General features: G+C 54.0%; 12 protein-coding genes and 6 pseudogenes. 2 read left to right on the forward strand and 16 right to left on the reverse strand.

What is annotated here, in order from left to right:
* Nucleotides 1-341 precede the first annotated feature (341 nt).
* The 4 genes and pseudogenes from ASF90_RS23235 to ASF90_RS21425 form a co-directional block, all read right to left on the reverse strand.
* Nucleotides 342-686 carry a hypothetical protein gene (locus ASF90_RS23235; protein WP_153066509.1) on the reverse strand — a complete coding sequence of 115 codons (345 nt, stop codon included), beginning with the start codon at nt 684-686 and terminating at the stop codon, nt 342-344.
* 11 nt (nt 687-697) lie between these two features.
* A complete protein-coding gene (locus tag ASF90_RS04790; RefSeq protein WP_330218869.1) occupies nt 698-4,000 on the reverse strand; it encodes a hemagglutinin repeat-containing protein in 3,303 nt (1,100 codons plus the stop codon).
* 88 nt (nt 4,001-4,088) lie between these two features.
* A pseudogene (locus tag ASF90_RS24480) lies at nt 4,089-4,196 on the reverse strand (hemagglutinin repeat-containing protein); the annotation flags it as partial.
* Between the two features lie 230 nt (nt 4,197-4,426).
* Entirely contained in the window at nt 4,427-5,107 is a 681-nt protein-coding gene (locus tag ASF90_RS21425) for a hypothetical protein (protein WP_082473413.1), read from the reverse strand.
* A 21-nt stretch (nt 5,108-5,128) separates the two neighbouring features.
* Between ASF90_RS21425 and ASF90_RS24100 the strand changes: the two genes are divergently transcribed.
* Nucleotides 5,129-5,407 (forward strand): hypothetical protein, encoded by a 279-nt coding sequence (locus ASF90_RS24100; protein ID WP_055846641.1) that lies wholly within the window; start codon nt 5,129-5,131, stop codon nt 5,405-5,407.
* On the opposite strand, the gene ASF90_RS21435 is transcribed toward ASF90_RS24100, so the two are convergent.
* The 4 genes and pseudogenes from ASF90_RS21435 to ASF90_RS21450 all read right to left on the reverse strand — a co-directional run.
* Nucleotides 5,396-5,929: an Imm42 family immunity protein gene (locus ASF90_RS21435; protein ID WP_082473414.1), complete on the reverse strand. Its 534-nt coding sequence runs from the start codon at nt 5,927-5,929 to the stop codon at nt 5,396-5,398. The two genes, ASF90_RS24100 and ASF90_RS21435, sit on opposite strands and share 12 nt — an antisense overlap.
* A 401-nt stretch (nt 5,930-6,330) precedes the next feature.
* On the reverse strand, nt 6,331-6,801 hold the full coding sequence (locus ASF90_RS21440; RefSeq protein ID WP_161556461.1) for a PoNe immunity protein domain-containing protein: 471 nt from the start codon (nt 6,799-6,801) through the stop codon (nt 6,331-6,333).
* Complete coding sequence (locus ASF90_RS21445; protein ID WP_161556462.1) at nt 6,788-7,201, reverse strand: PoNe immunity protein domain-containing protein; 414 nt, start codon at nt 7,199-7,201, stop codon at nt 6,788-6,790. The genes ASF90_RS21440 and ASF90_RS21445 overlap by 14 nt, the downstream gene beginning before the upstream one ends.
* Before the next feature lie 113 nt (nt 7,202-7,314).
* Nucleotides 7,315-7,682, reverse strand: a pseudogene (locus ASF90_RS21450) (integrase core domain-containing protein); the annotation flags it as partial.
* A gap of 283 nt (nt 7,683-7,965) precedes the next feature.
* Between ASF90_RS21450 and ASF90_RS24430 the strand changes: the two are divergent.
* Nucleotides 7,966-8,088 carry a hypothetical protein gene (locus ASF90_RS24430; protein ID WP_269079384.1) on the forward strand — a complete coding sequence of 41 codons (123 nt, stop codon included), beginning with the start codon at nt 7,966-7,968 and terminating at the stop codon, nt 8,086-8,088.
* A 94-nt stretch (nt 8,089-8,182) separates the two neighbouring features.
* On the opposite strand, the pseudogene ASF90_RS24485 reads toward ASF90_RS24430, so the two are convergent.
* From ASF90_RS24485 to ASF90_RS24130, 8 genes and pseudogenes are all read right to left on the reverse strand, one after another.
* Nucleotides 8,183-8,472: pseudogene (locus ASF90_RS24485) on the reverse strand (DUF1153 domain-containing protein).
* The coding region (locus ASF90_RS24105; protein WP_236699202.1) for a hemagglutinin repeat-containing protein at nt 8,366-8,948 on the reverse strand (583 nt) is incomplete at its 5' end. The gene ASF90_RS24105 and the pseudogene ASF90_RS24485, both read right to left, overlap by 107 nt.
* 1 nt (nt 8,949) lies before the next feature.
* Nucleotides 8,950-9,252: pseudogene (locus ASF90_RS24110) on the reverse strand (hemagglutinin repeat-containing protein); the annotation flags it as partial.
* 39 nt (nt 9,253-9,291) lie between these two features.
* Nucleotides 9,292-9,498 (reverse strand): annotated as a pseudogene (locus ASF90_RS24115) (hypothetical protein); the annotation flags it as partial.
* Between the two features lie 71 nt (nt 9,499-9,569).
* Nucleotides 9,570-9,788, reverse strand: coding sequence for a hypothetical protein (locus tag ASF90_RS23250; RefSeq protein ID WP_153066206.1), 219 nt, complete (start codon nt 9,786-9,788; stop codon nt 9,570-9,572).
* Between the two features lie 271 nt (nt 9,789-10,059).
* Entirely contained in the window at nt 10,060-10,335 is a 276-nt protein-coding gene (locus tag ASF90_RS23255; protein ID WP_161556463.1) for a MafI family immunity protein, read from the reverse strand.
* Between the two features lie 8 nt (nt 10,336-10,343).
* Nucleotides 10,344-12,614: a hemagglutinin repeat-containing protein gene (locus tag ASF90_RS24490; RefSeq protein WP_330218870.1), complete on the reverse strand. Its 2,271-nt coding sequence runs from the start codon at nt 12,612-12,614 to the stop codon at nt 10,344-10,346.
* A 59-nt stretch (nt 12,615-12,673) separates the two neighbouring features.
* Nucleotides 12,674-13,792 (reverse strand): annotated as a pseudogene (locus tag ASF90_RS24130) (hemagglutinin repeat-containing protein); the annotation flags it as partial.
* Between the last annotated feature and the right edge of the window lie 9 nt (nt 13,793-13,801).

A 13,801-nucleotide genomic window follows, 5' to 3' on the forward strand; every position in this document is an offset into this window, starting at 1 on the left:
GCTCAGCGCATCCACTGCACTGACGCTGGCGCCTTCGATACGGATGTCGCTGGCCGAGCGCAGCCCCACCTGGTCGCCGCTGATGCTGCCGCCCAGGTGCTCGATGCGACCGGCGTCTATGGACACCAGCTGGCGGCCGGCAATGGTGCCGGTGTTTTTCAGGCCGCCGGCCAGGCGACTGTGTGTCCACTAGACATGCACTGATCATTTTGCACGTTTAAACAGTAACCACTAGCGTACAAGCATTCGCCGACAATTTCGTTGACAAGAATTCAAAAAGCAAGTCACTTTAAATTTTAACGATAAAGCTGATACCAATAAACATTCAATAAATTATAATTTCACTTAATAATCGACCACCAGTCACAGCTGATGTCGGGTTCCAGCCTAATAAACGCTTCAGAGTTTAGCTCAGAAAAATCAAATTTTACGCATAACCCTGAGGCTGTTTCATTTTTAATTATTTCTATGGAAGCGACCTTCTCTGATGAGAATTTGATAACTTCTTTTTCAGAAATCCTCAAAGAGACTTGAAAGGAGTTCATGACGGCGCTAAAGGAAATTTTCATCTCACTTTTTCCATCACTTGAAATTTTCCTGTATGTAGACAGGCCAAGACTTGAGTCAATCTCGATTGGCTCCATGCCTAGTTCAGTCAGAAAATCAATTTTTCTTGGGAAGATCATTTTTTATCTCTTCAATTTCGAGGAATGATTGTGCTCAACCTGCGAGTTCCGTTATCCATTATTTGGAAAGTACTTCGAAGATTCACTGCTTTACCTGATGGTCCGACAAATAACGATTCACGAACTTCATATTTACCGTATTCATTACTGAGCCTATCGACTATATTTCCTTCACTTTTCACGGCGTTGGATAAGTGTTCATTTAGCATTTGGCGACCGGCTGCGTTATCGTGGATGCCAAGTCTCTTCATCTCAAAAGCAAGCTGATTCGATCTGGCAGCGTTATGCGGATTGCTGGCAACGCGACCAAAAATATAATCGAATTTACCCGGTGCCACTTCGACCAGACCTGCCATCAACTTTAAATTTCCAGCGGATAATGCAGCGCCCGCTAAGCCATACAAAGTTTCAGCTGTACTATTTGATAAACCTGCTTTTGAAAGTAGTGTACCACCTATGGTATTAGCTACAACTCCAGAGTCAGTATAGCGTATACCAGCTTGGAATTGATCCACTCCCCAAGCAGCCGCAAGGCAGCCTAGCCCAAATGTCTCAGCACAGGTTGATAGGCCGATTGTTGCAGCTGTACCGCCACTAGCTGCTTGCACGGCACCTATAGCTCTTCCTAAAAGATTTCCATTAACAGAATTCCAAACGCTAGCAGAATCACCCCATTGATCAGCTAGCGTATAGCCGAAAATTTTTTCGCTTATTTTATAAGGTACGCCGAATTCGTCATTTCGGGTTATTTGACTGAATTGACTCGATAGCAATTCTCGCTCTTGCGCATACTCATCCTTCCCGCCTTCCAGCTCCAATATTGAATAAAAATTGAACGAATCGCTACCTACTGGGTACTGAGATGAACATTCGACCTCTGCACATGCAGCAAGTGTCAATCGAAGTTCCTTTTCAGGATCGCCGCCACTAAGCTCTTTGATCTTGTCAATTTCGCTGTTGCGGAGCATGCGGTTATTAATCACTGCATTACCGGCAATCTGTGCACCTTCAGCTGCTTCACCTAAGCTACCGCCAGTCATTCCACCAGCGATTGCACCAACTGCCTGCGACAACGCCATCAGCATCTGCTTATCCGCTTCCGGCAACCGGTTCGGATCGAACTTTCCATCCGGCCCATAGGCTTGCGGGTCATTGCCATACAGCGTTTTCGTCAGGTATTGAGCCGCGAGCTCACCACCAGCACCTGCCAGTGCGCCGCCTGCCATGGAGGTTCCGTTTACTTGTGCCAATACAGCACCGAGCACGGCATGCGACAGCCCCTGCAACACGGCATTAGGATCGCTGCCGTGGTTCTGATCGAAGGTCTTGCCGATCAGCTGCGCGGCGTAGGGTGCCAACGCGTTGGTGGCGACTTGTCTTGCACCTTGTCCGGCCACGCTGCCGACCAATGCCGTCGTCACCGCCTGCAACGCTCGGCTGTAGTCGCCGCCAATGCCCCATTGCTGTTTGGCCTCATACGCCGCGCTGTATGCGGGATTGCTCTGCGCCAATACATCCCGGCGTTGATCTGCGGTCAAGTTGGCAAAGTTCTCCTTCCCCTCTTGGGTTAGGCCATTCTTGTACTGCTCCTCGATGGCGTTGGTTTGGCTCTCTGCTGCTGCAGCAATGTCATCGCCTATCTGCTTGCCGGTGGCAATGACCGTGCCAGCGGCCGCTGCCATCGCCTGCTGCTCACCTAATATCTTGCGGACATCCGGCAACGTGGCCACCGCCTCATGCGCCGCAGTTGCATCGGTGTTGATGCCGAGTGCTGCGGCCGTGGTGGTCTTGCCGCCGATCTTGATGTTGCCTTCGGTCAACGTGGCGCGGGTGTAGGTGGTGTCGCTGCCGCTTTCGCTCATCGGCATTCCCGGCATGAAGCTGCCGGTGTTGGCCTTGCCGTAGTTGCCGTTGGCGATGTTATTGCCGATGTCACTGGATTGTTCGCCAGCGGTCCGTTGGATCGGGTTGCCGTTGGCATCGGTTTGGTTACCGGTACTGCCGAAGCCGCCACTGATGCTGCCCGACGATGCGCTGTAATCCATCTGGTTTTTCAGATCGGTGAACGTCAGCGAGTCGGCCGTTAGCTCGCTCGCACCGGCATTGGTGCTGGCGATGGCGGCACCGATCAGGTTCACGTTGCCAGCAGTGACGTGGTAGCCGCCGTTGCCTGCAAATAGACCCGACTGCTCGACGACACCGAGGTAGTTGCCATTGGCCTTGGCCGCGCTGGCATAGCCGCTGGCATCCCACGCGGTACCCGCCGAGACCTGTACACGTCCACCAACGCTGCTTTCCTTGGATTGGATGTCCAGCTTGTCTTGCAGCGATTCGATGGTGAGGTCGCCACCGATCTGTGCATCGATCCTGTCGCCCTTGACCACCGCGCCGCGCAAGGTGGTGTCACCCTCCGACTTGATTACGATGTTCTGGCCGGCCAGCTGCGTGTTCTGCCAGGTGCTGCCATCCACGTTCGACTTGTGGCTACCGGCACTGGCTTGCACATACGCGTACACGCCGGTCTGCGCACCGACCGATGCGCCGACGCCCACTTCGAATCCGGCGTTGCTGCCCTTGCTCTGTTCGGTTTTGCTGGAGTTGCCCGCCTCCAGCACCAGGTCGCGTGCCGAGTCCAGGCTCAGCGTGTCGCCCGCCTTGAGGTTGCCCTGCACGATGCGCAGGTCGCCTTCGGTGGTCTTCAGGCGCACATTGCCACCACCGGTAATGGTCGAACCTTGCGAAATCTGGCTGCTGCTGTTGAAGCTGCTCTCGTTGGTGGCGAAACCCACGCCCGCTTCGACACTGAGTAAAGAACCGCTACCCGCGCCACCGGCCATGCTGCTGATCGCACTGGCCGACTGATACGCATTCGCCGCTGCCGCCATACCCTGCATCGCGCCCAACCGCCCATCGGACTGACGCGCATCGTCCACATTGTTGATCAGATCGATCAGCGGCGACTTGATGCGCGCGAACGCGCCGATTTTCAGGTCGTCGTCCTTTTGCGAGGCGGAGCTGCTCTGGTTGGCGGTCAGCAGCTGGATCGAGGCTGCGGTGATGTCCACGTCCTTGGCCGCGACCACGTTGCTGGCCGACTGGGTGTACGTACCGCCAGCGGTCAGGCTGACATTGCCGCCCAGGCTGCCGACAGTGCTGGCCACCTGCGAGACCTGGGCGTTGTCGTCGAAGTGGTTCTTCTTGTTGTAGCCGGCAAAGCGCTCGGTGTCGGAAATGACCACCGTGCCGATGCCCTTGCTGGTGGACTGATTGGTATTGCCCAGGATGTCCTGGCCGCTTCTTGTTGTAGCCGGCAAAGCGCTCGGTGTCGGAAATGACCACCGTGCCGATGCCCTTGCTGGTGGACTGATTGGTATTGCCCAGGATGTCCTGGCCACTTTGGATGGTCAGATCGCCCGCTGCGCGCAGGCTCACATTGCCCTGCGCTGCGATATTGCTCGCCGTCAGGGTGATGTCGCTTTGGGTGGTGGTCAGGCTGGCATTGCCGCCCACCGACAACTGAGTGCCGGTGATGGTGTCGGTCTGGCCGTTGCCGGTGCTGGCGATGCCGCTGGACTGGGTGTTGTGCGCGACATCGAAAACGATGTCCTTGCTGGCGAGCAGCAAGGCGTTGCCTTCGGCCGAATGCAGGGTCAGATTGACTTATTAACTACACCTGACCCCGTTCTTACTCCACCCATTTCTTACTCAGTACCATTCAAATATGTTCCCTTTTCCTCGCATCACCCAGCCAAATCACCAACCAAAAGTTTTCTTAGTAGTTCCCCGGCAGTATTTATCTCGCTGGTGGACAGCGGCGTATAGCTAACAACAATTAACACACCTCCCGCCAATTCCGACGCCTCCTCAACGTGCCCTTTGAGACAGCTAATAATCTGCTGAGGACTTTTCCCAAATGCGCGAAGACACAATTCCCCATCAAAATAATTAACCGCACTTATGCGGAAAACACCATCTCTCCCGTTAACATCTTTTTTTGTAGCATCGCATGCAGCGACTACTGCGGGCCAGTCACTTCTAGTAACCGACCAATCATGCAGCGCGGCTCTATAGGCACCAAAAGCACTTACGTATGCAGGGAAAATTATTTTCAACAAGTCGGAATAATCAATTTCAGCATTCGAAAGCTCAAAAAATAGGGAGTCATCAAATTGAGCATTATCCTCTAGATATTTTTCATTTCTAAGAGAGTACGTAACTCGGCCCTTTATTCCCTTTGGCAGGAATTTATCTAAAGAAACAGAAATAACAAGCTCGTCTTCAATATCGGGAACTTCTACAGCAACGGCCAGATCCCATGGCTTGCCTAAGCCGGACAGCTTCTCGAGAAAATTTTTGTGCCGCTTTTCAATCGACTCTGAAAATTTTGGCCTGTGACGAAACTCAAGCTTATACGTAGTCATTAAGGTGCAACCCTCACAGTAATGTTTCTTATATTTTGCTCGATTGACGCCGGCATTCACCGCCGCCTGGGTGCTGTTTTGCTTGGTAACGCTGGCGAAGTCGCCATTGACCTTATTCCTGCTATAGCTCGCGTCAGGGTTGTGTCGTTGCCGCTGATGATCGTTGCGGTCTTGCCTGCAGACAGGTGGCTGTTGCGTTGGGTAATGTCTCCGCCGTCGGCCTTGCCACGCGAGCCGCTTGCGCTTCAAGAAATGGCGAAGCTAAACATTGATGTGGAAAATATTTTTTTATTCTACTGATGAGAGGAAGCCATTTACTACTTCCGAGATTTCATTCTTTGTTAAATAAGCCTCATATATGACGAGGGGTAACAGATCTTCCCATTGCAGTACACCCGCTGAGTCTAGCTTCTGACGGCTCACCTGCGCTCCAACTAATCTCACCTGATCTCTATACGAGACTGAAAAAACATAAGCGCCGCCGTCTTCCAGGTTAAAAGTGGATGCTTTGTATTTTTCGTCAGATTCAGGATATTCTTCAGCTTCATTAAGGTTTTGAGGCAGTGCTAACTCCATCATTTCATTGAAAGCATCTAATGATGAGGAATGGAATATCCGTTCATTTTCAGGGAATGCTATGAGTGGGTGATTAAAGTCGAAGCAAACCGCATCACCGCCAAGAGTTGCTACTCTAAGCTTTTCAGGGAATATTTCGCCGTCAATGATGAAGTGAAAGATTCCATTCACATAGCTTTCTGGGTCAGTCCATTTACTCACAGGAGCAGCGAGGATTGCGAACTTATGTGGGTTTCCAAAGATCATGATTCTCCATCATCGATTAGATCTAGCAAGTGCTTTTATAGCATCGGATCCGTCACTGACTACTGTACCAAAAATCGCCATTGAACTTGTTGCCGCTAAGTTTTTGCTGCAGCTGGCGTTGGCATTGAAGCCACCCCGAAGGTTGCGTTGCCACCCATCGCCTTGCGCTTGCTGCTAAACATCTAATATCCCTACAGGCTAATAATGCATTGTGTGATGGCCTTCATTATGTTGGCTCGCCTGGTCAAAAAAAAAGGATGACACAGCAGTAATGCCAGCGGCAATTTGACTAGTCATAAAACTGGTCAAATTAATCCCGCAAGTGCTGTGCTTATGACGGAATTATCCACTTGTGAAAATTTTTGGATATCTTCACTTTCTCCAAAATCTAAAAATTTCCTTTAGCCAACTAAACTCCTTCTTTTTTTATCCTTCTTGGGCTCAAAAGGAGATGGGACATCATGGTATCGAGGGCTTCGGCCGTCTGAAACAAGATCGGCAGGATAAAATGGCATCTCGACGCATGCACTGTCGTCTATCTGATATATTTTTGCGGCGATTGCTGCCTCAACGCACCAGCAGCCATGATAACTCCCCTGCATGCCAAATGACTCATCGGCGCAGGACTTCCACCAGTATGGCGTACGATGGGCAGGCGGGACACTTCTGGGCCCTGCATCGCGCAAACTCAAAAACCATCCTGAAATAAAATTCTTCAAACTCAGCGATTGGTTTTCATCTTGGTTGATCATTACATTCAAGAGCGAACTGTACGCCTTTGGAAAACAAACTTTAGATCCTATAATTCTTCCAGGAGATTTGTAATTAATGATTCGATCAAGGACGGCATCTTCACCCTCATTGCCAACCAAATTTACTAGTCGTTGCCACTGGGGGGGCAGGTAGTTTCAAAAGCATAGAAAATGCTATAAGGCGGAAGCAAAATGAATAAAAATCAATATTAAGCTCCCATGAATTTCTAGTTCGTCTGGTGCCTTCGTCCCAGACGTCGCTACCCAATGTGACGGATTTTTCCCAAGCATCTAGCAGTACATCGAATCTTTCAATTATTAAATTGATATCGTCTCCACGCGAGTAACGATAAAACATCAGATCAGATGCTTTTATTGCTATCTCGAATAGAAATTGAGGTAAATACTCCAGATTAGGAAAAGGCTCGCTAGCTTGCTCGAGCATTTTTGCTACGGTCTTTTCATGGAAATCTATCCAAGTATTCCAATACAGAATTGAACCCTTGGAATCTCTTTTCAATTTTATTCTCCATGTCATAGACGAGGTGGCTTTATGGTTTATGTCACCCACTAATAATAGTGGTTCATCCATTTGATCCGGCGAAGATTTCCAATAAATAATAATCTAAGTGACTAAATCTGGTCTGTGACCTCTTCCCCGTCTTGGGCCCTCCCAGAACTGAAAAATCCAGTTTTGGGTGGAAAAGAGAATCGGGCGGTGAACTCGGCCGGTGAGACATTGCCGATCAAGCAGTGCGTACGGAAATGATTGTAATCGACCCTAAAGTTTTCGATCTTTTCACGGGCGGCGTTGAGCGACAGGAAACAGTGCGTGTTGAGGCACTCGTCCCGGAAGCTGCCATTGCACGATTCGATGAACGGGTTGTCGGTTGGTTGCCGGGTCGGGAATAATCCATGGTTACGCCGTTGTCCTAGGACCAACGATCCATCACCATCGAGATGAACTTGCTGCCATTGTCGGTCTGGATGCATTGCGGCAGGTTACGTTCCGGCCGCTAGCGTCAGGTCCTTGCCGGCACCGGTGTCCAAGGCGCCAATGGTCAGTTGGTTGCCCGCGCTGATGACGAAATTGCCATCGGTCGGGCCAACAGACTGCGTCAGGGCTAGGCTCGGCCAGCCGTCCTTGCCGCCCCAGGCCCGGCACAGGTAGGTGGCCCCGCGTTGGTTCGTCGCGCTGGCCACCTAGGGCAAGGTCTCGATCCCCTGTCGGCCCGTTTGCGCACCTTCCAGCACTTGATCTGAAAGATCCGCTGCACCGTGTGCTTGTTCATCCCCAACAGTCCGGCCACCGTCCGATATCCGAACGACGGCTCGGCCTCGATCATGGCTTTGATCGGTTCGGCCAGCTCCGGCTTCACCTTCGGCGCTGCCTTGCGCGGCGTGTAGTACAAGCTGCGCCGGGCCACACCGAACCAGCGGCACAGCTCGACCATCGAGACGTCGAACCCGTCCTCCTTCAGGCCCTGCTGGATCGAGACCTTCAGCTCTCGTCCTTGCCCACCAGGGCTGCCAACTTTTTTCGGGCGCGCAGTTCCAGCATGGCTTCGCCGTAGGCTTCCTGCAGGTCCTTGAGCTGGCGTTCGTAATGCCCGCGCACGTCTTCAGGTTTGACCCGCAGCGCGTTCTCCAGCCCGCGCTTACGTTCCTCGACTCACCTTCAATCTCATTGGGCGTCAAGTCGAACTGCCGGCTGGCCAAGGCCACCGTCGTCTTCCCCTGGATGATCTCCAGCACCAGCGCCGACTTGCGTCGGGCCGTCCAGCGCTTGATCTGTTATTCGTCCATCACTGCACTCATCAATGTCCCCTCTGAAAACTAACACCTGAGCAGAGTGTCGGTGGATCATTACACGGGGATCATCGCCGTAAAGGGTTTGGGTCAAGTACTTTGCCGCCAATTCACCACCGGCCCCTGCCAACGCGCCGCCGGTCATGGACGCGCCGTTTACTTCGGCAAGTACCACGCCAAGCACCGCATGCGATACCAACTGCAATGCGGCTGCATCGATCCGATCCGCCGTCACCACGTCACCGCGCAGCGTCGTGTCGCCCTTGGAGGTCAGCACGACGTTCTTGCCCGCTAACTCGGTGTTTTCCCAGGTCGTGCTTTGCGCGTTCGAGTTGTGGCTACCGGCGCTGGCCTGCACGTAGGCGTACACACCGGTTTGCGCACCGATCTGCGCACCGACCCCGACTTCGAAGCCGGCATTGCTGCCCTTACTTTGCTCGGAGCCAACGGATTGGCCGNATAGGCGTACACACCGGTTTGCGCACCGATCTGCGCACCGACCCCGACTTCGAAGCCGGCATTGCTGCCCTTACTTTGCTCGGAGCCAACGGATTGGCCGGCTTCCAACACCAGGTCCCGCGCCGAATCCAGGCTCAGCGTGTCGCCCGCCTTGAGGTTGCCCTGCACGATGCGCAGGTSGCCTTCGGTGGTCTTCAGGCTGACATTGCCGCCACCGGTAATCGTCGAGCCAAGCGATGTCTGACTATTGCTATCGAAGCTGCTTTCGCTGGTGGCAAAGCCGACGCCGGCCTCGATGCTCAAGATCGTGCCGCTCTTGGCGGCCTTGACGCTTTGATAGGCAACTGCCTGCAGGTTGCGCTCTGCGACCCAGCCGGCGCTGCCGCCTACCTTGTTGGGATAGAACGCACAGGCGTAGCCGTCACGGTGCTGCGCCAGCACCACCACATCGCCCTTCACCACGTAGCTGCGTTGCCGGCATGCCGCCTCGCTCTTGCCGGGGCAGCCATCGCTGTCGTTGAGCAGGTATAGACGTGGCACCACAAGCTTTTTTCCTTTCCATCTCAGTAGGTTAGACCACATGGCTAGTGGCTTAACTTCCTAAGACCCTTATCAATAATTCATTTAATTAAAATTTTTTTTGCTTTATTCAGCGCAGAGCTAAAAGCATCCAGATCAAAAATTATTTTTTCGCCTCCTGCTGGAGGATAAATTTCTAATACGTACTCCTCCCGATTTTCACACTTCGAAACTTCTGCCAACAAATAGTTATTTCGCCATAGCTCTACAACTAAACCATCGCGATCGGCGACGCTAGCGATTTCTACAGTGATTTTCATTGATTGGGCCCCAATAGTTAAATAACTTTCCCACTTGAATTGATTCTGACCCCTCGCCCATCAGGGGCCCTTACATCGATAATATCTCCAAAGAGTGCATAATGTCTTGGGGTAGCCACACTGTCTGTATACGACAAAACTTCTTCAATTAATTGATGTCCGAGGCGGCAATGGTCAGGAGATTGCCATCGGTCGAGCCAACAGACTACGCCTTCTGAATTGGCAGGGGTTCTAAATCAAAATTCGAAAAGGATCCTTATTCAAAGCAAATTCATATTAAGTTCGTATCTCCAGCATTCTTCAGCTGTTCTAAGTATTTAAATGGCGGATTTTTCATTTCAAATCCTAGTTGTAAAGCTAACTCAACCGCTTCATCATACTCGCTTGAACTAATGTTTATTTCATATTCCGAAAGGTGGTCACATAATATTTCAAAAGCAAGCTTGGTTTCCCCGCAATTAACATAATCAATAACTCCTTCAACTAAGGATTCATTAAGTCTACCTGGGAACTTTTGTGCAAATGAAATAACTTTAACGGCTGTCATATAAATTCTCATTTAATTGGTGCTAACTGAGGAATGGGGGCGCTATCGGGAAAGGCTGTGATTACTGTACCGGTTGCAGGCTGAAAAACAACACGAATACGGACCCCGTCGCGTGTCTCAAACGCCACCCACTTCGCGGGTTCACCGCGACGCGTATAAATTCCTCCGGTTCCAGTTTGTGCGTACCATGTTGTCGTGGGAGATGTGGCGATATCGCCAATCTCATGAACGATCTTATCGGCTTCCCAAGACTGAGGGAATACGCTTTTTCCCGGTTGTCCAGGCCACATATGTCCCCCGCTCCCAGGGCCATCTCCATATAATATGTGCTTCCTGGCTTCAGGTGAGAGTATATCTACATAATTAGGGGTCTCATTCTTTGCTCGGGTCGTTTCCCCTGGTCGTGGCGATTCCGTTAAATCGGTCTTAGAACCGCCCGCAATTATCTTTTCTCCGCCCTTGAAAATTAGAGTCTGCAAACCAAGTATTCCCAGGTCAACAGCATCTTGCGCCAAAGGGTTCCACCCATCAGGTCGCTTTGAATTAAAGGATGCCAAAACCCCAAATCCCTGCGTCGAGAAGTATGGGGAAGTTAACTGCTCCACGCCATCGCGTCCCTGGGCGTAAGACAATGTAGCCATTCCAAGCCCAAGCGGAACTCCGAGACATGATATTCCTGTTTCGGGGCAGAGCAGCGCTGCTCCAGCAGCCACTTGATAGCCGCCTACCGTGCCTAGCGCTCCACCGACTGCGCCTATGGCTCCTTTAGTCCTATTGACTGCCTCATCGTGTGAGGTGCGGAAATCAGTAGCAGACGCGAGAAATCCATATTCCTCGAACGCGCCTGTGTTCTTGATTGTGCTTAGCTCGGCTTGGTAACTAAGCCCGTTCGTCTGGAGCTGCTTCAATGCTGCGTACTGCGGATCGTCGGTTGGTACCCCATCTGCGCAACGGACATAGGCGCAAGCAGCTGCTGTGAGTCGGTACTGCTCGTCCTCTGATTTTCCTTCTTTCAATAGTTCCAGGGCTTTTGCTTCTACCTGATGCAATTGCCGATTATTAGTATCTTCATTGAACGCAGTGGCTGCACCCGCCGAGCCACCCACGGCCGCGCCTAGCCCAGCTGCGATGCCCGCACCCACGGCCTCCCGCACGCCGTCAGGCAAGTTCTTTGTCAGCTCGTTCAATATGGGTGCCGCTGTAGCAGCCGTTGCCGAACCTAGTGCTCCCTGTGCTCCACCGCCGAGCAGCCCCATCGCTGTATGGGCAGCTACACGGTATTCGCCGCCTTCGTCCCACTTGGCTGCTTCTTCCTCGTTGCCTTGCAGGCGTAGCTGCGCTGCCTTATTGGTCGCGTACTTTCCGACTTCCCTTGAAGCCTGCTGCCCAAACGTCGCAGTGATCTCGGCCCCAGCACTCACCTGCTGCTGCAGCTTCTGCCCGTCCCAGCCTTTGACCAGGCCATTGGCGCTGTCGCCAGTCAGCACATCGCGGTTCAGTGCCGCCAGTACATCGCTGACGCTCTGGCCGGTTTTGGCTTGCTGACCAGCCTGGTCGGTGATGACCAGTGTTCCGCCGCTGATGCCGCTGGTCGTCAGCGATGTCTCGCTGCCGCTCTTGCTGGAGAAGCCGGCGCTTGCGCCTTGTGCACCGCTGCCCTGGTTTTGCCAGGACCAGCTGCTGCCTTGATTGGTGGTCGGTGGCGTCTGGGTCTCGGTCTTGGCGCCGTCCTTGCTGCCACCGGCAGCGTAGCCGCCCGACAAGCTGATGCCCTTGGCCTCATAGCGACTGGTGTTGGTGATGTCGCTCACCGTGAGCGTACCGGTCTGCAGGCGGTTGACGCCGGCGTCTACGGCCGCCTGGGTGCTGGCGATCACGCCGCCCTTCAGGTCTGTATTGCCGCCCACGCGGATGTTGAAGCCGCCATCGCCGGCCTGGATGCCGCTTTGCTCGGTGACGCTGGCGAAGTCGCCATTGACCTTGTTGCTGCTGTAGCTGGCACTGGCGCTGAAGCCAAGACCGAAAGTCACGCTGCCGCCGATCGCCTTGTCCTTGCTGGCATAGGTGCTGGTGTCCTGCAGGCTCTCGATGGTGAGGTCGCCACCGATGTCGGCCAGCACCGTGTCGGCGGAGAGCACCGCGCCCTTCAGGGTGGTGTCGTTGCCGCTGATGATCGTTGCGGTCTTGCCTGCCGACAGATGGCTGTTGCGCTGGGTAATGTCTTCGCCGTCCGCCTTGCCACGCGAGCCGCTGGCACTGGCGGTGATACCGGCGGCCATCCCGTCTGGCCGTAAGTGACCGCCACGCCGATCGCCGCGCTCTTGCTCTTGCTGGTGCTGTGCTGCTCGAAGGTGTCCTGCGCTGCCTCCAAGGTGATGTTGTTGTCGGCGGCCAGCAGCAGGTTGTTGCCTGCTTTGATGTCGCTGCCGCGCACCAGGATGTTGCTGTCTTGGCCACCGCCGGTGGCGATCAGGTTGACGTTGCCGCCGGCCTGCAGCGTCGAGCCCTTCGAGGTGGAGCTGCGTTGTTTGGTCTCGCTCTCGCTCTGGCTGCCGCCCACGGTGACCGAGATGCTGAGATTGGCCGCTTGTGCGGCGCCCTTGGCGGTGTCGGCGTTCATGACACTGCTGGCAGCCTGGCTTGCGCCATAGGCGCTGTAGGCTGCCGAAGCGCCCGCTAACGCCTGCATGCGCGAGTCGCCTTCGGCCTTCTTGCCAGCCTCGCCACTGTTCACCGCCGCCTGGGCGAGATTGAGCGCGGCTGCACTCAACGTCACCGACAAACCGCCTTGCTTGAACTCGGTAAGCTGTTCGCTGCTTGAGGTGTCATGCACCTCGGTGATGGCGATGTCCTTGGCCTTGGCGGTGATGTCGCCCTGTAACGCCATCACATCGCTACCGGTGATCGCCAGTGTGTTGCCGGCGACCAGGGTGACGTTGCCCTCCAGGCTGCCGACCGTGGTGCCGGTGTGGCTGACATCGGCGATGTCGGCCTCGGTCTTGACGGTTTGCTTGCCGATGGTGAAGCCGATGCCGCCGCTACCGAACAGGCCGGTTTTCACCGTCTTTTTGTCGTGCGCTTCGCTATGCGTGCTCTTTGCTGTTTCCAGGGTCAGATTGTTGCCTGCCGCCAGGACGACGTCGCCGGTGCCGACGATCTGTGTGCCTTGCGACAGCAGATCATTGCCTGCCGCGACGGAGATCCGCTCGCCGCTGAGCGAGCTGGTCATCGCCAGGCTGTCATGGCTCTCATCATGCGTCGTGACGGTCTTACCAGACAGGGCTTGCTTCTTGCGGACCTCCTTATCCACCACCGCATCATGCTGCTCCTGCGTGGCGAGTAGCTTGATGTCGTTGCCGGCCGCAAGCGCGATGCCGCCGGTCTGGCTGGCCGCTGCGGTGGAGGCCAGGGTGCCGGGCATCCGCGAAGAACTCTCGCGCCGCGGCGTGATGGGCATCGATGTGCT

The organism is Xanthomonas sp. Leaf148 (assembly GCF_001423585.1).
In the GTDB taxonomy this organism is placed as follows: Bacteria; Pseudomonadota; Gammaproteobacteria; order Xanthomonadales; family Xanthomonadaceae; genus Xanthomonas.

Bases quoted from the DNA above. Each gene is read 5' to 3' on its own strand.
- ASF90_RS23235 (WP_153066509.1), bottom strand. From the start codon at position 686: ATGATCTTCCCAAGAAAAATTGATTTTCTGACTGAACTAGGCATGGAG.
- ASF90_RS21425 (WP_082473413.1), bottom strand. From the start codon at position 5,107: ATGACTACGTATAAGCTTGAGTTTCGTCACAGGCCAAAATTTTCAGAG.
- ASF90_RS24100 (WP_055846641.1), top strand. From the start codon at position 5,129: ATGTTTCTTATATTTTGCTCGATTGACGCCGGCATTCACCGCCGCCTG.
- ASF90_RS21435 (WP_082473414.1), bottom strand. From the start codon at position 5,929: ATGATCTTTGGAAACCCACATAAGTTCGCAATCCTCGCTGCTCCTGTG.
- ASF90_RS23250 (WP_153066206.1), bottom strand. From the start codon at position 9,788: ATGAAAATCACTGTAGAAATCGCTAGCGTCGCCGATCGCGATGGTTTA.
- ASF90_RS23255 (WP_161556463.1), bottom strand. From the start codon at position 10,335: ATGACAGCCGTTAAAGTTATTTCATTTGCACAAAAGTTCCCAGGTAGA.
- ASF90_RS24490 (WP_330218870.1), bottom strand. From the start codon at position 12,614: ATGGCCGCCGGTATCACCGCCAGTGCCAGCGGCTCGCGTGGCAAGGCG.